Here is a 19,307-nt window from a genome sequence, read left to right as displayed (position 1 = left end):
AAGCAGCCCGCCCCCCCAATCAAAACCGGTACTTGAGCGTCGCCGTCACCGTGCGCTCGGCGCCCAGGTAGCATTCGCCGTGGTAGCAGATGGTGTTGTACTGTTTGTTGAGCAGGTTGCTGGCGTTGAGCCTGAGCAGCCAGCGCCCTGTCTCGTATTTCAGCATGCCGGTGAAGATCGTATAGCCGCCTGCGCGCGAGGTGTTGGCCTCGTCGTTCTGACGCGGGCCGACGTAGTTGATGCCGCCGCCGATGCCGAAGCCCTTGGCCAGCGTCTGGTCCAGCCAGAGCGAGGCCATCTGCTGCGGTTCCGTGGCGGGCACTTTGCCGGCTTCGGTGCGGTCGGCGCTTTCCAGTACCCTCAGGTTCATCTTGGTCAGCGACGCCACCAGGTTCAGGTCGCGCGTCAGTTCTGCCTTGGCTTCCAGCTCGATGCCGCGCGAGCGCTGCTTGCCGATCTGGCGGGTATCGCCGCTGATGTTGTCATAAGTGACGACGTTGGTCTTGCGCAGGTCAAACAGGGCGGCGCCAAAGAAGAGGCGCGAATTCTCGGGCTGGTATTTGATGCCGGTCTCTACCTGCTTGCCGCGGCTGGGTTTCAGCGGATCGTTGTTGTAGTCCATGCCATTGTTGGGCAGGAAGGATTGCGTGTAGCCGGCGTAGGCCGCCCAGCCATCGGCGAACAGATAGTTCAGCCCGGCGCGGCCGCTGAAGATGCTGTCGCTCTGGACGGTGTGGCTGGCGTCGAGCCGGTCATCGGTGACGCTGCGCGCGTAATCCTGGCGGCCGCCCACGGTCACTACCCAGCGCTCGTACAGCTTGATCTGGTCTTGCGCATACAAGCCGGTCTGTTCAGCCGTCTGGGTGTAGTTCGCCCATGGCTTGGTCGGCGCGGGGATGGGCAGGTTGTAGACCGGGTTGAGCAGGTCAAGATCCCGCGTCGGGCCGATGAAGCGGTTCGCATCGCCCTTGGAGCGGTTCCAGTCGATACCAAACAGCAGGGTCTGGCTGACGTTGCCGCTGTGCAGTTTGCCCAGCAGCTGCGTATCGAGCCCCGTGTGCTGGTGCTTGTCGTCCCAGGTGCGCGCGATGCGTGTATAGGTGCGTTCGTCCGCTTGCAGTGCGTCCACCCAGATCACGCGGCGCTTGACGCGGTTATCCGTGTGGCGGAAGTGTTGGCGGACGCTCCAGTCGTCGCTGAACGCATGCTCGAAGCGGTAGCCGAGGGAATTCTGGTCCTGCCTGATGCGGCTGAATGCGGGGTCGCCCATCTTCACCCGCGTCAGGCTTTTGTCGGCGGCGATCGCGTAGTAGGGATCTTCGCCCGATTCATTGCGCAGCAACTCGGCCAGCACCGTCAGCGAAGTTGCCGAGTTTGGCGACCAGCGCAGCGAGGGCGCCAGCGCGTAGCGCTTGCGGTTGATGCGCTGGCCCGTCGGGTAGCGGTCCTGGTCGTCGCTGTCGAGCGCCACGCCAGTCAGGCGATAGCTGAAGTCACTGTCCGGGGCGAACTTGTCGCCCAGGTCGATGCCGATCTGCTTGCGCTGGAAGCTGCCGTACTGCAGCTCCACTTCGCGCACGGGATCGCCGCCTGGCAGCTTGCTGACACGGTTGATGATGCCGCCCGCATCGGCCTGGCCAAACATCACCGAGGCCGGTCCGCGCAGCACTTCCACGCGCTCTAGCAGGTAGGGTTCGGTCATGCGGTAGACGATGCCGAAGGGCGTTTGCGCCAGGCCGTCGCGGAAATTGCCGCTGTTGCCGCTGAAGCCGCGCAGGGAAATATATTCCCAGCCGCGGTTGTCCGGACCATAGGTATTGACGGAAATGCCGGGCGTCTGGGCCACGATGGCCATTACGTCCTGTGCGCCGCGCGCCTCGATTTCCGTACGCCCGATCACCGAGACCGATTGCGGGATTTCGCGCATGGGCGTGCCGGTCTTGGTGGCCGTGTCGGCGCGGCGGGCAACATAGCCGAAGACGGGGTCGCTGGCCGTGTCTTGCTCGGCCTGGACGGTGATGCCGGGCAGCGTCTGCGCCGCGGCGTGGCCGGCGGGCACGACCACCATGGCCGAGCCGTTCCTGGCCGCCGCCAGGCCGCTGCCCGCCAGAGCCGTGTCGAGCGCCTGTTGCAAAGTCATCGTACCCTGGATGGCGGGCGCGTTTTTTCCTTCCACCAATGCGGCGTTGACGGAGATCGCCGTGCCTGCCTGCTGTGCCAGCGCATTGATGGCCTGGCCCAACGACCCGGCCGGGATGGCGTATGGCCTTTCCACCGCCACCGAGGCGGCCGGCAAGGCGCCTTGGGCATGGGCGAACATGGGATGGCCGAAGAGGGCGCATGCCGCCAGCAGCGCTGCCGACAGGGCGCACTGGCGCTGCGCCGCAGTGCCGGCGTGGCGTTTGATGGAGGTGACGCGGAGGTGCTGCACAGGCATGGTATGTCCTTTAGGTAAGTTGTCTTGCTGAAGACGCAGAACTCCCCGCATACCGGACAATTATTTTTCCATGCGCAGCAAAGCATTGGCGGCGCAGGATTGCAGCCAGGGGGGCTTGCTTACCGGGGCTGGATGATGGCTTGCCCGTTTTCCTGCCGCGCCAGCCTGACCGGCAGGATGGTTGGCAGCACCCGCAGGAAAACGTCGGGCTCGGCGAGACGGAAGCTGCCCGTCAGCCGCAGGTTGGCAAGCGAGCTGTCCGTGCCCAGCAGCAACGGTTGCGCCAGGTAGTCGTTCCAGCGCAGCACGGCTTCGCCGAGCGGCGTGCCGTTAAATACCATCCAGCCATCTTTCCAGGCGCCGATGCTGGCAAGCGCCACGTTGTGCACATCGCCCGCGCCATCGGCGCCGGTGCGTACCGCCTGGCCAGCGCGCAGGCTGGCGTCCGGTATGCGTTCGGGCAACTGGCTGTTTTCGCCGCTGCCCTGGCCGCTCCACACCGCCACATGGCCTTCCGCGACTTCGACGTACATGGCGCTGTCGCGCACGGCTACCGTGAAGGTGGTACCCAGCACCGCCAGCTTGCCCCATGGGGTGTGCACGCTGAACGGCCGCGCGGCATCGCGGCGGACGCGCAGGTGAATTTCACCGGTCTGCAGCGTGACCTCGCGCCGGTCGCGGTAATACGCGACAGCGGCACGGGTGCGTGCGGCCAGATGCAGTTCGCTGCCGTCGCCCATGCGCTGCAGCAGTAACTGCGACTTGCCGGTGTTCAGTGCGGCCAGTTCCACCGGCTGCAACCAGTGCCAGCGCGCGGCAGCCCCGCTCAGGGAGGCCATCCCCAGCAGGCCCAGCGCCGCGACGACCTTGCGGCGTTGCATGCTTGCCGGTAGCGGGCGCGCGATATGCTCCTGCAACCCGTCAGGACTGGAGGCATGCCAGGCGTTCAGCGCCAGGCGATAGATGGCATCGTTGTCGCCGCTGTGTGCACGCCAGCTGTTCAGTTCCTGCTCGGCCGCCTGCGCCACCGCCGCACCACCGCCGTGGCAGCGGGCGATCAGCAGGAGGGCGTGCTCAAAGGACTGGCGTGGAGACATGGCGCTGAAGAATCAATGCTGTGCGTCAGCGAACAGGCGGCGCAAATCGATGCAGTCGATGACGCCGCGCACGATGTGTTTTTCGATGGCAGCTTCCGTGCATGCCATCTGCCGGGCCGCTTCCGCATGCGTCAAGCCATACAGGCGCACCAGGATGAAGGCCTCGCGGCGCTTGCGCGGCATCGCTTCCAGGCGCGACAACAGGCGCCCGAGCTGCTGGCGCGCGCACGCTTCGCGTTCCAGCGAAGGGGCGGCATCGGCGGCGATCAGGGTCAGGGTTTCCAGCATGCGCGACTCGGCCAGCTTGCGCCGGGCGCCGTCGGTGACGATGTTCTTGCCGATGTGATACAGCAGCGCGCGTGGATTATGCGGTGCCGTGCGGGCTTCCATGGCGATCAGCCGCGCATAGCACTCCTGGACGATGTCGGTCGCCGTGTGGCGGTCCGCCACGGAGCGGGTGAAGTAGCCAAGCAATTCGTTGTAGTAATGCAGGGTCACGCGTGCTGCTCCCATGGCGGCTGCCATGCCCGGCGATGCTGTCCCTCGCGGCGCGCACGACTGGCTGGATGGCGTGTGCGCAGAGAGGGGCGCTGGGCAGGATGCTACTATAAATAAGAATCATTCCTATTTGATTATACTGGACTTGATTACTTTTGGTAATGAACTTGATGATGCTCATCGCCTTGCCTTGCCTTGCCTTGCCTTGCCTTGCCTTGCCTTGCCATGCCGGCCCGGCAGGCGAGGCGCCGGAAAGCCTGCGCGTAAATGCATGGCGCATAAAAAATGCCGTTCAGTCTGGACTGAACGGCATGGTACCTTGCGGTGGCTGTGCAGCTTGGGCTGCGGATCAGGTCCGGATGGCGGACGCTATGACCGCGCCCGGCGCATCAACCCGCGCACCCTTACCACATGATCACGCGCTGCTCCGGCGCCAGATACATCGGATCGCCCGGCTTGATGTCAAACGCCTCATAGAAGCCAGGCTGGTTCTTCACGGTACCTTTCGCGCGGAACTCGCCGGGCGAATGCGGATCGCTCTTGATTTGCGCAATGGCCGCTTCCGGGCGCAGCTTGGCGCGCCATTTCTGCGCGAAGCCGATGTACAGGCGCTGTTCGCCCGTCAGGCCGTCGAGCACGGGCGATGGCTTGCCGTGCAGCGAACGCTGATACGCCTTGTAGGTGATCGACAGGCCGGAGTTGTCGCCGATGTTTTCACCCAGGGTCAGTTCGCCATTGATGTGGTAGCCGGGCACGGGGCTGTAGGCGCCGTATTGCTTGACCAATCCGGCGGCCAGGGCCTTGAAGGCGGCACGGTCTTGCGCCGTCCACCAGTTGCGCAAACGGCCCTTGGCGTCGTACTGGCTGCCCGAATCGTCGAAGGCGTGGCTGATTTCATGGCCGAAGGTGATGCCCAGCAAGCCGTAGTTGACGGCGTCTTCCGCCTTCACGTTGAAGAACGGCGGCTGCAGGATGGCGGCCGGAATGGTGATCGCGTTAAGCGCCGGGCTGTAGCTGGCGTTGACGGTTTGCGGCGTCATCGACCATTCGTCGCGGTCGACCGGTTTGCCCAGCTTGGCCAAGTTTTGCTGGCGGCTCCATTCGCGCGACGCGCGCACGTTGGCGACCAGGTCATGCGGCTGGGTTTTCATGCTGCTGTAGTCGCGCCATTTGTCCGGGTAGGCGATCTTCGGCTTCAGGGCGGCCAGCTTGAGCTGGGCTTCCTTCTTGGTTTCCGGGCCCATCCAGTCCAGCTGCTCGATGCCATCCTTGAACGAGGCGACGAAGTTGTCGAACATGGCCATCACGCGCGGCCTGGTTTCTGGCGGCAAATACATTTCCACGTAGCGCTTGCCGACGGCATCGGCCAGCGCGCTGTCTGTAAAGCGCAGGGCCAGCTGCCACTGCGGTTCGCTTTGCGGCACGCCGCGCAGCACCGTGCCTTCGAAGGCGAAGCGTTCCTTGACGGTGGCGCTGTCCAGGTAGGAGGCATAGCTTTCGATGACGCGCCAGTTCAGGTAGCTCTTCCACGATTCCAGCGGCACGGCGGCCACGGTGTCGGAGAAGCCGGTGAGGAAGCTGGGCTGGCGTACCACGGCCGAGCTTTCCTTTTTCGCCATGCCGGCGGCGGCGAAATAGGCTTTCCAGTCAAACGCCGGCGCCATGGCGGCGAACTGGTCGAAAGCGACGCGGTTGTACGATTTGACGGGGTCGCGCATCTGCACGCGCGTCCATTGCACGCCTGCCAGGCGCGTCTCGATGTCGAGGATCTGCGCCGCGTGGTCGGCGGCCTGCTTGTCGCCGCTCATGGCCAGCATGGTCTCGATATGTTTCAGGTACTTGGCGCGCACGGCTTGCAGCTTGGCGTCGTCCTGCTTCAGGTAATAGTCGCGGTCAGGCAAGCCCAGGCCGGACTGGCTGATGTTGATCGTGTATTGCTCGGGGTCTTGCGCATCGGGCGCGATATAAGCGGAAAACGGCGTGGCGATGCCATTGCCTTGCAGGTAGGCGAACAGGGCCGGCAAGTCCTTCTTGTCCTTCAGCGCGGCGATGCGGGCCAGGTCCGCTTTGACGGGCTTGAAGCCGGCCGCGTTGCGCGCCTTCTCGTCCATGAAGCTGGTGTACAGGTCGGCGATCTTGTGCGCATCGCTGCCGGGCTTGCCGGGATTTTTCAGGGTCGCGTCGATCAGGCCGCGCAGCTGGCCCTGGGCGATTTCGCGCAATTCGATGTAAGTGCCCCAGACGGATTTGTCGGCCGGGATTTCCGTGTTGCGCGTCCAGACGCCGTTGACGTAGCCGTAGAAATCATCCTTCGGGCTGACGGCCGGGTCCAGGGTTTTCAAGTCGATGCCGGAGACGGGCGCGGCAGGACTGGCGGCTTGCTGGGCGTACAGCGAAGGGGAGGAGAGGGCGAACAAGGCGCAGCAGGCGGCGCTGATCAGGGAACGGTGCACGAAGATTCCTTTAATTTTAATCTGACTTCATGGTGGAAAGCATGCTGTGTCCAGGCATGTGGCGAAAGATTATACTCGCAGGAATTGCACGTGACGGTGCTGCAATGCAACATGCCATGGGCGTGCCCGCCATCCGGTAGCACGGCAGGGAATGCTGCCTTTTGCCTTCCCACGCCATCTTCGCGGCCATGCCCGATGGCACGCTGCCATGGCCGGGCGTGATGAATTGCGGCAGCAGTAACAAGTACATGACGGCGCTCCCGGGATTGGCAAGGCTTGTGGTCAAGCCCATCAGAAACAGCTTGCGCGGGCCGTCGGCGAGAGGGCCGGGGTCAGTTTGACCCTGGCACCCCAAAGCAAAAAAGCCCGTGATTCCACGAGCTCCTTTGTGATTTTCATACTGAAGCGGCCAACTTCCGCCACGGCAAGCCGCGAAGCTACCCTAATCAGCCAAAACCGCCGAAACAATCGAGCGGCGAAGCACAGTCTTCCCGGCATCGATGCCACGCTGTGAAAACGCCGGCGGCAAGGGGCGGCAATGCAGCGGTGAAGTAACACGGTCGAGCTGGATGCACGACAGTATTCATTCATTTTTACGAAGTTAATGACAGGAATGCCAGCACGACCGGATAGAACAATATCGATATCGATTGCCCTTAGCATCGGCGCTATCGATTCGCGAATGCTTATGAAGCATGAACGTCCCTAAGCAAGCTGGATTGCCGTTCGGTTAACGAAAAAAGCCCGCCGAAGCGGGCTTTTCATTCTGAGACAGGGCTGAAAATCAGAACTGGTTCATGGTGTTGTCTTTACCGGCCGCTTTCAGCGCCGCTTCGCCGCTGAAGTAATCCTTGTGGTCGTCGCCGATGTCCGAGCCGGACATGTTTTGATGTTTCACGCAGGCGATGCCCTGGCGGATTTCCTTGCGCTGCACGCCGGCCACGTAGCCCAGCATGCCCTGGTCGCCGAAGTATTCCTTGGCCAGGTTGTCCGTCGACAAGGCTGCCGTGTGGTAGGTCGGCAGGGTGATCAGGTGGTGGAAGATGCCGGCTTCGCGGGCCGAGTCGGCCTGGAAGGTGCGGATCTTCTCGTCGGCGGCCAGCGCCAGTTCCGTCTGGTCGTATTCCACGCTCATCAGCTGGGCGCGTTCGTAAGCGGACACGTCTTTGCCTGCCGCTTTCATCGCATCGTAGACCTGCTGGCGGAAGTTCAGGGTCCAGTTGAACGACGGGCTGTTGTTGTACACCAGCTTGGCGTTCGGGATGACCTTGCGGATTTCGCTGACCATGCCGCCGATTTGCGCGATATGCGGTTTTTCCGTTTCGATCCACAGCAGGTCGGCGCCGTTTTGCAAGGAGGTGATGCAGTCGAGCACGCAACGATCTTCGCCGGAACCGGCGCGGAACTGGAACAGGTTGCTTGGCAGGCGTTTAGGACGCAGCAGCTTGCCTTCGCGCTTGATGATGACGTCGCCATTGCCCAACGCGTCGGCCGACACTTCTTCGCAGTCGAGGAAGGAATTGTACTGGTCGCCCAGGTCGCCTGGTTCATTGGTGACGGCGATCTGCTTGGTCAGGCCGGCGCCCAGCGAGTCGGTACGGGCGACGATGATGCCGTCGTCCACGCCCAGTTCCAGGAAGGCGTAGCGGATGGCGCGGATCTTGGCCAGGAAGTCTTCATGTGGCACCGTGACTTTGCCGTCCTGGTGGCCGCACTGTTTTTCGTCGGACACCTGGTTCTCGATCTGGATGCAGCAGGCGCCCGCTTCGATGAACTGTTTGGCCAGCAGATAGGTTGCTTCGGCATTGCCGAAACCGGCGTCGATGTCGGCGATGATGGGCACGACGTGGGTCACGTGGCCGTCGATCTTGGCCTGGATGGCTTGCTTGTCAGCACCTTGGGCAGCGTCCAGCTGGCGGAACAGGCCGCCCAGTTCGCGGGCATCGGCCTGGCGCAGGAAGGTGTACAGCTCGCGGATCAAGCTGGTGACGGCGGTTTTTTCATGCATGGACTGGTCTGGCAGCGGACCGAACTCGGATCGCAGGGCGGCCACCATCCAGCCCGACAGGTAGAGGTAGCGGCGGTCGGTGCTGTTGAAGTGCTTCTTGATCGAGATCATCTTCTGTTGACCGATGAAACCATGCCAGCAGCCCAGCGACTGGGTGTATTTGGATGGGTCGGCATCGTAGGCGGCCATGTCGTTGCGCATGATCTTCGCCGTGTAGCGGGCGATGTCGAGGCCGGTCTTGAATTTGTTCTGAGCGCGCATGCGGGCGGCGGACTCGGGATTGATGGCGTTCCAGGCGCTGCCTTGTTGCTCTTTCAAACCAGCAACAGCCTTGATGTCGTCTTGATATTGGGACATGTGAATCTCCTAAAAAGAAAAGCAATGTTTGAGAAAATCGCCGAGTGCGCCACAACGTCTTGTCGAAGCAAACTGCATGACTAAATAGTAGGCCGATTCAGGTATCTGTTCAAGTCTTATATAAGACATATAACTTAAATTAAGTCTTTGTTTTTAAACATGTTAATTATTATTTTTCATGATATGAAATGAATTTTCAAAAAGTGAGAACGCTGAGGCAGGCGGTTCAAGCGCTGAATTCCGCGATGTGAAACGCCTTTTCAGAATTTGGTGCAGCGCGACAAATCGGGGCGAAAAAAAAGCCACCCGAAGGTGGCGTAGCGGTACATTTGTTTTAATATCATGATCCGCTTGTGAAAGGTAACGTCAGCGATGCAGATTAACGGTATGGATTTACCCGTCGAGTATATTGCTTTTGCGGCAAGATATCGGTACGCGGCAGGATTCTGCAATTTGAGGTTGAAGGAGGAGCTCGATTCTTTCGGTCGCGTTCTGCAGACGGAATTGGCGCACATCTATACGGATGTCGTCGAATTGACTGCCCGGACAGCGCAGCTTGGGGCGTATTTCGTCTGCGATGGCTGCTATGGAGAGCCTGGAAGTGGCAGTGCCGGCCCGGGAGCCATGCCGGACATCGTTGATTTTACAGGAATCATTTGTTTCGGCATGGCCGGTGACGGGAGTCCATTCTGTCTCGATTTCAGGGGTGCCCGGGGGGCACCATCCGTCATCTTGTGGGACGATGATTACTGGCGAAAGATTTCAAACTCCTTTGACGACTTCCTGTTGCTATTTTCCTGATAGCTTGCCGGGGTAATTGTTGCAGCGCACGAGGCAAGCCCCGCGCGCTGCGTGTATTTAGCGTCCTACTGTCTGCCGTTGATCCTTGATAAACAGCGCCGTCAGCATGCCGACCATGCACACGCCGATTACGTAATAGGCAGGGCCCAGCACGTTGTTCTTCAGCATCAGGGTCACGACCACGGGCGTCAGGCCGCCGAAAATCGCGTACGACAAGTTGTAGGAAAACGACAGCCCGGAAAAGCGCACCTGCGCCGGGAACGCTTGCACCAGCACGTAGGGCACGGCGCCGACGACACCGACGAACAGGCCCGTCATGGCGTACAGGGGCAGCAGCAGGTCGGGGCGGCTGCCGACGGTGGTGTAGAAGATGTAGGTGGAAATGGCCAGCAGCACGGAACCGGTGAAAATCACGCGCTTGCCGCCCAGGCGGTCGGCCAGCATGCCGGCGATGATGCAGCCGAAGGCCAGGCACAGTGTTGCCACGGTATTGGCCACCAGGGTGGTGCGGGGCGCGATGTGGTGGATTTTTTGCAGCAGGGCAGGGGTCATCAAAATCACGACGACGATGCCGGCCGACAGCATCCACGTCAGCAGCATCGAGACAACAACGGCGCCGCGGTGGCTGCGCAGCACGGATTTCAGCGGCATTTCCGTCGCCAGGGCCTTGCGCTGCTGCATTTCCGCAAACACCGGGGTTTCATGCAGCCAGCGGCGCAGATACATGGCGCCAAAGCCGAAGATGCCGCCCAGCAGGAACGGGTAGCGCCAGGCGCCGTCGGCGATTTCCGCCGGCGTGTAGACCGTGTTCAGGCCCGTCGCCACCAGCGAACCGAGCAGAATTCCCACCGTCAGGCCCGCCGTCAGCACGCCGCAGGCAAAGCCCGTGAAACGGCTGGGCACGTGTTCGGAGACAAACACCCAGGCGCCCGGCACCTCGCCGCCCACGGCCGCGCCCTGGAAGATGCGCATCAACAGCAGCAGCAGGGGAGCGGCCAGGCCGATGGTGGCATACGTGGGCAGCAGGCCGATCAGCAGGGTGGGCACGGCCATCATCAGGATGGAAAGAGTAAACATGCGCTTGCGGCCCAGCAAGTCGCCGAAGTGGGCCATGACGATGCCGCCCAGCGGGCGCACCACGTAGCCGGCGGCGAAGATGCCGAAGGTTTGCAGCAAACGCAGCCATTCCGGCATTTCCGGCGGGAAGAACAACTGGCCTATGGCGTTGGCGAAGAAGACGAAGATGATGAAGTCGTAGAACTCCAGCGCGCCACCGAGGGCGGCCAGCGACAGGGTCTTGTAGTCTTGTTGGGTGAGGGGACGGCTTGCGGCGTTCGTTGCGGCGGTATTGGAATTAGGCATGTGTCTCGTTCTTGTATGTTATCGGAGATTGCCAGACCTAGCATACGCATTTCCGCCGAATCCGTAAACGCCGCGGCGGGGCATCCGTGCGGTGGTTTCCTCAGCTACATTTAATAAAACGCAACTATCATCGCCCTTCCGTTTCAGCACAATACAGAAGGGAATACCGCATGAAGATCATGATCGTGGGTGCCAGCCGTGGCCTGGGCCGGGCGCTGACCGATGGCCTGTTGCATGACGGGCATGCCGTGATCGGCGTTTCGCGCCAGCGGCCTGCCGACCTGGACATTGCCGACGGCACGCAGCTGCAGTGGATCGCGGCGGACATGGCCGACCCTGCAGAGGCCGTCGCCCGCATCGCCCGCGCAGCGCCCGATGACCTCGATGCCGTCATCTATAACCTCGGTGTGTGGGAAGAGAAAGCCTTCAGCGACGACTACGCTTTTCTGGACGATAGCGACGAGGCCATCGTCGACATGGTCAATATCAACATCACGGCGACGATCTTGCTGCTCAAGCGCCTGGTGCCCAGGCTGCTCAACAGTCGCAAGCCGCAGCTGATACTCACGGGGTCCACTTCGGGCCTGCGCCAGAGCGGGCGCCCGGAAGTGACCTTCAGCGCGTCGAAATTCGCCCTGAATGGCATTGCCGATGCCTTGCGTGAAAGTTTCCGCGCGCAGGACCTGGCCGTGACGGCGCTGCAGCTGGGCTATCTGAATACCTATGATGGCTTGTCGGTGCCGCTGGCGCAGGCGGCCGAACGGGGCGAAGGCGAGCTGATTCCCGTGCACGATGTCGTTGCCGTCGTGCGCATGCTGCTGAGCTTGTCGAACGTGTGCTTCGTGCGCGAGCTGGTGATGCCGGCGATCCGCGACGAACGCTTTTAAGCGCTACACGCCATCCCGATAAAGTTCGCTCCGGCCCAGGCGCTCTTCCAGCCAGTCGTCCACTTCCGAGGAGTCCATCTGCAGCAGCATCGCGCCCAGCCGCAAATTGCCCCTGCCCATGGCCAGCACGGCAAAGATGGCATCGAGCATGACAGGGTCAGGCTGGCCTTGCAGGTCGCGCGCCGCGATGGCAGGCAATTGCGCCCATGCATCGCGATAGCTGTCGGCCAGCCAGTCCGGCAGCGGCGGATTATGTTTACGGTGGCGCTCCAGCTCGATCAAGGCGATGAGCGCGTAGAAATCTTCCTCGCGTGCGGGCGCGCTGCCAAGGATGTGGACGAGCTGGGGCACGGCCGCATACGAGGCGACACCCACGTCGCCCTGGTGGTGCAAGTCTTCCCACAGTTCATGCCACACGTCTTCTCCCGCCTGCATGGCCTTGAGCGCTGCGCTGGCGTCATGCGCGATGCGGTAGCCGCCTTCCAGGGTGGGCCAGATGGGGTCGTCGAGTGATAACAGCATGGTGCTTTCCAGTGTGATTGAGAGGGGCGTCCACCCGCGCCGTCAGGCCTGGCGCGCGTAGGCAAACATGTGCTGTACGTATTCTGCCTTGCCGAGCGGCACGCCGTTGTGGCGCAGGATGTTGTACGCCGTCACCAGGTGAAAATAGAACTGCGGCGTGGCCCAGTTCACGGCGTACTCGTGGCCCGTCATGTCGAAGGTCAGGCCATCGGCCAGCGTGACCGGCACGGGCTGCTGCGCGCTGGCGTCGATCACGGCGCGGTCGGCGGCGGCCAGCACTGCCAGCGTCTGCGCGATCAGCGCCCTGGCGGCAGCCATGTCCGTGGGCGTGGCGAGCCTGGGCAGCGCTTGCCCGCTCAGCCGGCAGACGGCTTCCTGCGCCTGCGTGCAGATGAATTCCACCTGCCTGGCCAGGGTGTGCATGTCCGGCGCCAGCCGCGCGTCGAGCAGGTTTTGCGCATCGAAGCCCAGTGCCTGAGCATGCTCTTCGCCCTTGTTTAACAGCGTGTTCAGGGAGCGCAGCATTTGTGCGAAGCAGGGGATGGTGATGGCGTAGACCGACATGGATAGTCCTCGATTGAGCGGAGATGCAGGGGGCTGGCGCCAGGTGGGGCCTGGGCGGGCCAGATATTAGCATATTGAAATTTGTAATGATTTGCTAAAGGACTGCCGTTCCCGCTACCATGGCAGCCTCGGATGGCCGTCCTCGCTGGCTGCCCGGGTTTGCATATTTTCTCTCGATAGGAATGCCATGAAATCACTCGTTACCAGCGCCGTCTTCGCTTCTTTGCTGGGCTTGCTGCCGGCCGCTGCGCAAGCGCAAGCACAAGATGCACGCGATCAATTCTTCGCGACCCTGAAAAGCCTGTGCGGCCAGCAATTTGACGGCGTGCTGGTCTACCCCAAGGATCCCCAGCATGATTTCGCGGGCAAACGCCTGCATGCGGACTTTGCCGCCTGCAGCGAGCGGCAAATCAAGGTGCCGTTCCAGGTGGGCGAGGACAAGTCGCGCACCTGGATCATCAGCCGCACGCCGACTGGCCTGGCCTTGCAGCACGACCATCGCCACGCGGACGGCACGCCCGACGCCGTGACCATGTACGGCGGCATGGCCAGTACAACAGGCTCGGCCTTGTCGCAATCGTTCCTGGCCGACGACTACACGGCAAAACTGGTCAAGGGCGCGGCCACGAATGTGTGGACCATCAGCGTCAGCGCCGACGGCACGACCCTCACGTACCACCTGGAGCGCGACGCCCAGCCGCGCGCCACGGTGGTGTTCAAGCGCAGCGGCGCCGGTTAAGTTCCGTTCGGTCCCGTTGCCGGGTGCTTGCCGGAGGAGCTGCCGGGTCGTGTTTCAGCGTGCCCATCGGACATGCTACAGTCCGCCTTCGCCGCCTTCCCTGGATCAATATCGATGTCAACCTGGACTTCCCCGCCGCAGCTCGTCGCCCTTGCCGCCTTTTATGAAAGGGCGCAAGCGCAGCCGGACGCCATCAGCGATGCGGCCTTCCTGGCGGCTGTGAAAAGCGCCCATTGGCCCACCAATTGCTGGAGCTACGTGGAAGCGTCGTTCGCCATCATCGCGCCCGCCTGCCTGCTGCGGCCGCACCTGACACGCGAGCTGATCGTATTCCCCATCGATGCGATGATCGCGGGCGGCCTGGACGATGCAGGGCGAGTCGTCGCCATCGGCCTGGCTTGCGCCACGCGGGGCGATGCGTATGTGGAGCCCAGTGTCGAGGGCAAGCGCTGGCTGACGCAGGTGTGGCCAGGGCTGGGTGAGGTGGCCGATGCCGTGTTTCAAGCCAGGCTGCAAGCGGCGCTGGCGGACGATGAAGACTAGGCAAGCCTGCGCTTGACGTGGCAAGCCGGTTTACGTTACGGTATACGTAACTACTTACATATATCTTGGCTGACATGTCTTCCACCCTGCAAACCTATGGCTCCCTGATGCTGGCCAGCCGCCTGCGTCGTCTTTCCGATCAACTGTACGCGGGTGTCGATGCCAGCTACCTGGCGGCCGGCGTCGAGTTGACGTCGCGCTGTTTCCCCTTGTTGCTGCTGCTGCGCGACAATGGCCCCACGGCGATCACGGCGCTGGCCGCGCAGATCGGGCAGACGCACCCGGTGGTGGTGCAGCTGGGGCGCAAGCTGCTCGATGCCGGCGTGGTGGTGGAAATGCCGGACGCCAAGGATGAGCGGCGGCGTCTGCTGGCGCTGTCCGACGCCGGGCTGGCCTTGCTGCGCGACATGACACCGCTGTGGGACGATGTGCGCGCCGCCGTCGATGCCGTGTTCGAACAGGGCACGCCGCAATTCATGGCCCTGCTGGAGCGGGCCGAGGCGCGGCTGCACACGCAGGGTTTTGGCGAGACGATCGCCGCCTGCCGGCGCCAGCGCGAACGGGCGGCCGTCGACATCATCGATTACGAGGCCAGGTATGCGGCGGATTTCAAGCGCCTGAACATTGAATGGCTGGAACGCTATTTTTATGTCGAAGCGCTTGATGACAAGGTGCTGTCCGATCCGCAAAGCTCGATTCTCGACGCTGGCGGGCAGATTTTCCTCGCCCGCCTCGACGGCCGCATCGTCGGCACCTGCGCCTTGATCCGCGCGGGCGGCGATGCGTTTGAATTGTCGAAGATGGCTGTCACGCCCGCATGCCAGGGCCTGGGTATTGCACGGCGCCTGATCGAGCGCGCCTTCGACGCCTTCGAGGCCAGCGGTGCAACATTGCTGTTCCTGGAGTCGAACAGCAAGCTGCAGCCGGCCATCGCCCTGTATGAAAGCAGCGGTTTTGTCCATGTGGCGCGGCCTGCGGGCGAGGCGCATTACCAGCGCGCCGACGTCTACATGGAATGGCAGGGCAGGTCGCGCGGCTGAACGCACCCCATCGGCCGTCTCTCGCGTTACAATACGCGCACCCATAACGGAACCCTGGTTCCACTATTGAGAGACGCCGACGCCGCATGCCTTCCTTCCCGATGCCCTTCCCGCAAATGATCGTTCCCCCGGAGCCTACCCAGGCGCGCAGCAAGCAGGCATTCGAGCGCCTGCTGCAGGTGGGCGAGCAGTTACTGGCGGAAAACCGTTTCGATGAAATCGGCGTGGCCGACCTGGCCAAACTGGCGGAAACCTCGGTGGGCACGTTTTACCGCCTGCTGGGCGACAAGGACACCCTGAGCCGCTTGCTGCTGCAGCGCTTTTTCTCCGACATGGTGGAAAAAGTCGAGGCACTGACGGAACTGCGCCAGTGGGAAGGGCGCAGCCTGGAAGAATTCATTCGCGCCATGGTGGCCATGTTCGTGGCCGTGAATGGCGGGCGCAGCGGCGTGTTGCGCGCGCTCATCACGCGCGCTTCGCAGGATGCGCAATTCCGCGACCGGGTGCACCAGATCAACCACCTGATCTCGCAGCGCACGGTGGCCGTGCTGGCCAGCAAGTCGTCCAGCATCCGCCACCCGAACCCCACGCAGGCGATGATGGTGGTGCCGCCCGTGCTGCTGGGCATCCTGAACCAGCACACCCTGACGGGTTCGCTATCCTTTTTGTCGGGCGCGGCGCTCGAGGATGAACTGGTGCGTGTTGCTTTAAATTACCTAACCTCAGATATTTAGCGATTTAACTTGAAATCGGAATTCGGATTCCGTATTATGTTTTCCAACAGCAGGAAAACATATTCCTGCACCTGAACACAAAGCATGTTCAACAGCAAGGAGACAGAATGCGGCGTCACACGACATCCGATGTTCCATTGCATTACCTCGACCTCGGCACGGGGCACGGCGAGCCGGTATTTCTGCTGCACGGCCTCGGTTCCTGCGCCGAAGACTGGCGCCCGCAAATCGTCGCACTGGGCAGTGCGCACCGCCTGCTCGTGCCCGACATGCGCGGCCACGGCCGCAGTCCCGCTCCCCCCGGCGACTGGCAGATCGGCGACTTCGCCAACGACCTCTTCAACTTGATGGACCAGCTCGACATAGCGCGCGCGCATATTGTCGGCTTTTCCCTGGGCGGCATGGTGGGCCTGGAAATGGCCAACCGCGCGCCGGGCCGCGTGGTGAGCTTGTGCCTGATCAATTCGCAACCGTTCCAGGGCAGCAAGCCTGCCGCGCTGTTGTTTGCCTACTGGCTGCGTCGCACGGTGATCGCCACCTTCGGCCTGAAAGCCATGGGCAAGATCATCGGCAGGAAACTGTTTCCCGATGCGTCCCAGCAGGCACTGGTCGAGCGCTTCGCCACGCAGATGGCGGGCATGGACAAGCGTGCCTATCTGGCTGCGCTCGATGCCATCTTTCACTGGGATATCGATCCGCATTTTCAGGCCCTGGTCATGCCCGTCCTCATCATGGCGGCCGACCAGGATTACACGCCCGTCGAGAGCAAGCGGGGCTTTGCCGCACAGTTTCAGCATTGCGAATTCGCGGTCATTGCGAATTCGCGCCACGCCACGCCCCTGGACCAGGCGCAGCGTGTGAACACCTTGTTGCAGTCCTTCCTTACCATCAATTCAAAATAAACAGGCCACTCGCCGCACGGGCCGAGGACCGGACTTCGTCATCGCAGGGCAGGTGCTCGCTCCACGCGCGCGGGTACCTCCACGTCTTGTGATCCTCGCATCCGGCCATCTTTCCTGGCGGTGGGCAAGCCTGACATTGGAGACGCTATGAAACTTGCTTTGACATTATTGCCCGCCGCACTCGCCGTCGCCGGTGCCTTTTCCACCCATGCGCTGGCGCAAGAGGTGGTCGCCCCCGCCCCCGCTGCCGGCCTGAGCGCTAGTGAGGCCAGCGACGCGAAAGAACGCATGGAAACCGTGACGGTCTCCGCCCGCCGCCGCGAAGAACGCCTGCAGGACGTGCCGCTGGCCGTCACGGCATTTTCCGCCAAGGCGCTGGAACGGGCGAATATCCAGAACCTGGCCGACTTGCAGGAACGCGTGCCGAACCTCACCGTGTACGCCTCGCGCGGAACGAACACCACCCTGACCGCCTTTATCCGCGGCGTGGGGCAGGCCGACCCCGTCTGGGGCGTGGACCCGGGCGTGGGCATTTATTTCGACGACGTCTACATGGCCAGGCCGCAAGGCGCGCTGCTCGACGTGTTCGACGTGCAGCGCATCGAAGTGCTGCGCGGCCCGCAGGGCACCTTGTATGGCAAGAACACCATCGGCGGCGCCATCAAGTACATTTCGCGTCCGCTGGCAAAGGAAAACGGCGGCTCGGCGGAAGTGGGTCTGGGCAACTATAACCAGCGCAACTTCAAGGCCGCCTTCAATGTGGCAAATGAAAACGGCACCTGGCGCGCGCGCCTGGCTGCCGCCAAGCTGGACCGTGACGGTTTCGGCCGCAACACTTATAACGGCGAGCAGGTCAGCGACCAGGACAGCACGGCCGCGCGCCTGTCCGTCGGCTACTTCCCGCAAGACATCCCGCTTACCGTCGTGCTGAGCCTGGACGCCACGGACGACAAATCGGGCGTGCGCGGTTTCCAGCGCATGGGCGTGAGCGCCTTCGATCCGCTCAAGCGTCCGCCGAGCACGGATGCGTATGATATCCAGAGCGGCATGCCGGGCAATAACTTCACGCATAACCGGGGCGGCTCGCTGGTGGCCAACTACACCGTCTCGAACGACTGGTCGGTGAAAGTCATCGGTGCCAAGCGGCGCAGCACGTCCGAGCAAACCATCGACTTCGACGGCTTGCCGCAGCCCATCGCCGACGTCTTTGGCGACTCGCGCGACGAACAGAAAAGCCTGGAATTGCAAGCGTCGTACAGCGGCGACTATGGCGCCGGCGTGATCGGCCTGTACCGTTTCGAAGGCACGGCCGGCGGCGGCATCTACAACAATTTTCTGGGGCGCCAGTTCCAGGCCGCCGTCAGCACGGTGGAAACGGACAGCACGGCCCTGTACACGGACTGGACCTGGCCGATAGGCAAGGTGTGGAGCATCAACGCGGGCTTGCGCCACACGCGCGAGGAAAAGCGCGCCATCGTGCTCAACCGCGCCTTTGCCGATCCTGGTTTTACGCGCCCGATCCAGACGGCGGCCGACTTCGACAAGTCGCTTTCCGTCAGCAATACCTCGCCGAAATTGTCCGTGCGCTACGAAGCGTCGAAGACGACGAATTTCTACAGCAACCTGTCGCGCGGCTTCAAGTCGGGTGGCTACAACGTGCGCGCCAACAACCTGGTGGTGCCGGACTCGGCGCGGCCGTACAAGGATGAAAAACTCGACGCGCTGGAAGTGGGCATGAAATACGCGGCGCCGGACGATACCTTTGACGCCAACGTGGCCCTGTTCTACAACCGCTACAAGGACATTCAATTGTCCGTCTTCACCAGCTACGTGCAGCCGGGCGGCTTGCCCGGCTTCTATGGCGACTTCACGAATGCGGGCAAGGCCACCGTCAAAGGGGCCGAGTTCGAGTTTTCATGGCGGCCCAACCGCCAGTGGGAGGTCAACGGTTTCCTCGCCTTGCTCAATGCCAGCTACGACGAGTTCATGAGCGGCGGCAAGAATATCGCGGACACGCAAAAGTTCAGCAATACGCCGCGCCGGCAAGTGGGCCTGAACCTGACGCGCACGGACCGCGATGTCTTCGGCGGTGCGCTGCGCAGCATGGTCGGCTATGGCTACCGCAGCAAGGTCTATCCGACCACGGACTTGAGCGAAACGCTGGCGCAGGGCGGCTACAGCATGTGGACGGCTGGCGTCGTGTGGGAAGCGCCGAAGAACTGGACCCTGAGCCTGCATGGCAGCAACCTGGGCAATAAACGCTACCGCACGGATGGCTACAACATCCCCGCGCTCTTCATCCTCGACGGTTTCTATGGCCCGCCGCGCCAGATCATCGCCAAGGCAAGCTACAAGTTTTAAGG

General features: G+C 62.4%; 16 protein-coding genes and 1 pseudogene. 8 read left to right on the top strand and 9 right to left on the bottom strand.

The features are described from left to right. Positions 1–19: 19 nt before the first annotated feature. From ACQ4WR_RS08375 to ACQ4WR_RS08350, 6 genes and pseudogenes are all read right to left on the bottom strand, one after another. Complete coding sequence (locus tag ACQ4WR_RS08375; protein ID WP_436486573.1) at positions 20–2,437, bottom strand: TonB-dependent siderophore receptor; 2,418 nt, start codon at positions 2,435–2,437, stop codon at positions 20–22. A gap of 119 nt (positions 2,438–2,556) precedes the next feature. Further along, complete coding sequence (locus ACQ4WR_RS08370; RefSeq protein ID WP_436486571.1) at positions 2,557–3,534, bottom strand: FecR family protein; 978 nt, start codon at positions 3,532–3,534, stop codon at positions 2,557–2,559. A 12-nt stretch (positions 3,535–3,546) separates the two neighbouring features. Then, positions 3,547–4,047: an RNA polymerase sigma factor gene (locus ACQ4WR_RS08365; protein WP_258002762.1), complete on the bottom strand. Its 501-nt coding sequence runs from the start codon at positions 4,045–4,047 to the stop codon at positions 3,547–3,549. Between the two features lie 389 nt (positions 4,048–4,436). Continuing rightward, a complete protein-coding gene (locus ACQ4WR_RS08360) occupies positions 4,437–6,485 on the bottom strand; it encodes a M13 family metallopeptidase (RefSeq protein WP_102292549.1) in 2,049 nt (682 codons plus the stop codon). Positions 6,486–6,684: 199 nt separating this feature from the next. Next, positions 6,685–6,804, bottom strand: a pseudogene (locus tag ACQ4WR_RS08355) (LysE family translocator); the annotation flags it as partial. 465 nt (positions 6,805–7,269) lie between these two features. Continuing rightward, a complete protein-coding gene (locus ACQ4WR_RS08350) occupies positions 7,270–8,850 on the bottom strand; it encodes an isocitrate lyase (protein ID WP_436486568.1) in 1,581 nt (526 codons plus the stop codon). 387 nt (positions 8,851–9,237) lie between these two features. Here ACQ4WR_RS08350 and ACQ4WR_RS08345 point away from each other — a divergent pair, with 387 nt between their 5' ends. Then, entirely contained in the window at positions 9,238–9,651 is a 414-nt protein-coding gene (locus ACQ4WR_RS08345) for an SMI1/KNR4 family protein (protein WP_436486567.1), read from the top strand. 57 nt (positions 9,652–9,708) lie between these two features. Here ACQ4WR_RS08345 and ACQ4WR_RS08340 read toward each other — a convergent pair whose 3' ends face one another. Beyond that, positions 9,709–11,013, bottom strand: coding sequence for an MFS transporter (locus ACQ4WR_RS08340; protein WP_436486565.1), 1,305 nt, complete (start codon positions 11,011–11,013; stop codon positions 9,709–9,711). A gap of 170 nt (positions 11,014–11,183) precedes the next feature. Between ACQ4WR_RS08340 and ACQ4WR_RS08335 the strand changes: the two genes are divergently transcribed. Next, positions 11,184–11,900, top strand: a complete 717-nt coding sequence (locus ACQ4WR_RS08335; RefSeq protein ID WP_436486563.1) for an SDR family NAD(P)-dependent oxidoreductase — start codon at positions 11,184–11,186, stop codon at positions 11,898–11,900. Between the two features lie 3 nt (positions 11,901–11,903). Here the strand turns inward: ACQ4WR_RS08335 and ACQ4WR_RS08330 are convergent, their stop codons facing one another. Next, positions 11,904–12,422, bottom strand: coding sequence for a hypothetical protein (locus tag ACQ4WR_RS08330; RefSeq protein ID WP_436486561.1), 519 nt, complete (start codon positions 12,420–12,422; stop codon positions 11,904–11,906). Positions 12,423–12,464: 42 nt separating this feature from the next. Further along, positions 12,465–12,986 carry a DUF1993 domain-containing protein gene (locus ACQ4WR_RS08325; RefSeq protein ID WP_436486559.1) on the bottom strand — a complete coding sequence of 174 codons (522 nt, stop codon included), beginning with the start codon at positions 12,984–12,986 and terminating at the stop codon, positions 12,465–12,467. A gap of 187 nt (positions 12,987–13,173) precedes the next feature. Between ACQ4WR_RS08325 and ACQ4WR_RS08320 the strand changes: the two genes are divergently transcribed. The 6 genes from ACQ4WR_RS08320 to ACQ4WR_RS08295 all read left to right on the top strand — a co-directional run bounded on the left by ACQ4WR_RS08320 (position 13,174) and on the right by ACQ4WR_RS08295 (position 19,305). Further along, positions 13,174–13,725 (top strand): hypothetical protein, encoded by a 552-nt coding sequence (locus ACQ4WR_RS08320; RefSeq protein WP_436486557.1) that lies wholly within the window; start codon positions 13,174–13,176, stop codon positions 13,723–13,725. Between the two features lie 114 nt (positions 13,726–13,839). Next, positions 13,840–14,268, top strand: coding sequence for a hypothetical protein (locus tag ACQ4WR_RS08315; protein WP_436486556.1), 429 nt, complete (start codon positions 13,840–13,842; stop codon positions 14,266–14,268). A gap of 74 nt (positions 14,269–14,342) precedes the next feature. Continuing rightward, positions 14,343–15,308 carry a bifunctional helix-turn-helix transcriptional regulator/GNAT family N-acetyltransferase gene (locus tag ACQ4WR_RS08310; protein ID WP_436486554.1) on the top strand — a complete coding sequence of 322 codons (966 nt, stop codon included), beginning with the start codon at positions 14,343–14,345 and terminating at the stop codon, positions 15,306–15,308. Between the two features lie 86 nt (positions 15,309–15,394). Continuing rightward, a complete protein-coding gene (locus ACQ4WR_RS08305; protein ID WP_436486552.1) occupies positions 15,395–16,042 on the top strand; it encodes a TetR/AcrR family transcriptional regulator in 648 nt (215 codons plus the stop codon). A 107-nt stretch (positions 16,043–16,149) separates the two neighbouring features. Beyond that, positions 16,150–16,944, top strand: coding sequence for an alpha/beta fold hydrolase (locus tag ACQ4WR_RS08300; protein ID WP_436486550.1), 795 nt, complete (start codon positions 16,150–16,152; stop codon positions 16,942–16,944). A gap of 147 nt (positions 16,945–17,091) precedes the next feature. Beyond that, complete coding sequence (locus ACQ4WR_RS08295) at positions 17,092–19,305, top strand: TonB-dependent receptor (protein WP_436486548.1); 2,214 nt, start codon at positions 17,092–17,094, stop codon at positions 19,303–19,305. Positions 19,306–19,307 lie beyond the last annotated feature (2 nt).

The sequence above is a fragment of the Janthinobacterium amylolyticum genome, assembly GCF_051380655.1.
Classification (GTDB): Bacteria; Pseudomonadota; Gammaproteobacteria; order Burkholderiales; family Burkholderiaceae_D; genus Janthinobacterium.
Note: the sequence above shows the minus strand (reverse complement) of the source record. Positions and strands in the feature narration are given on the sequence as shown.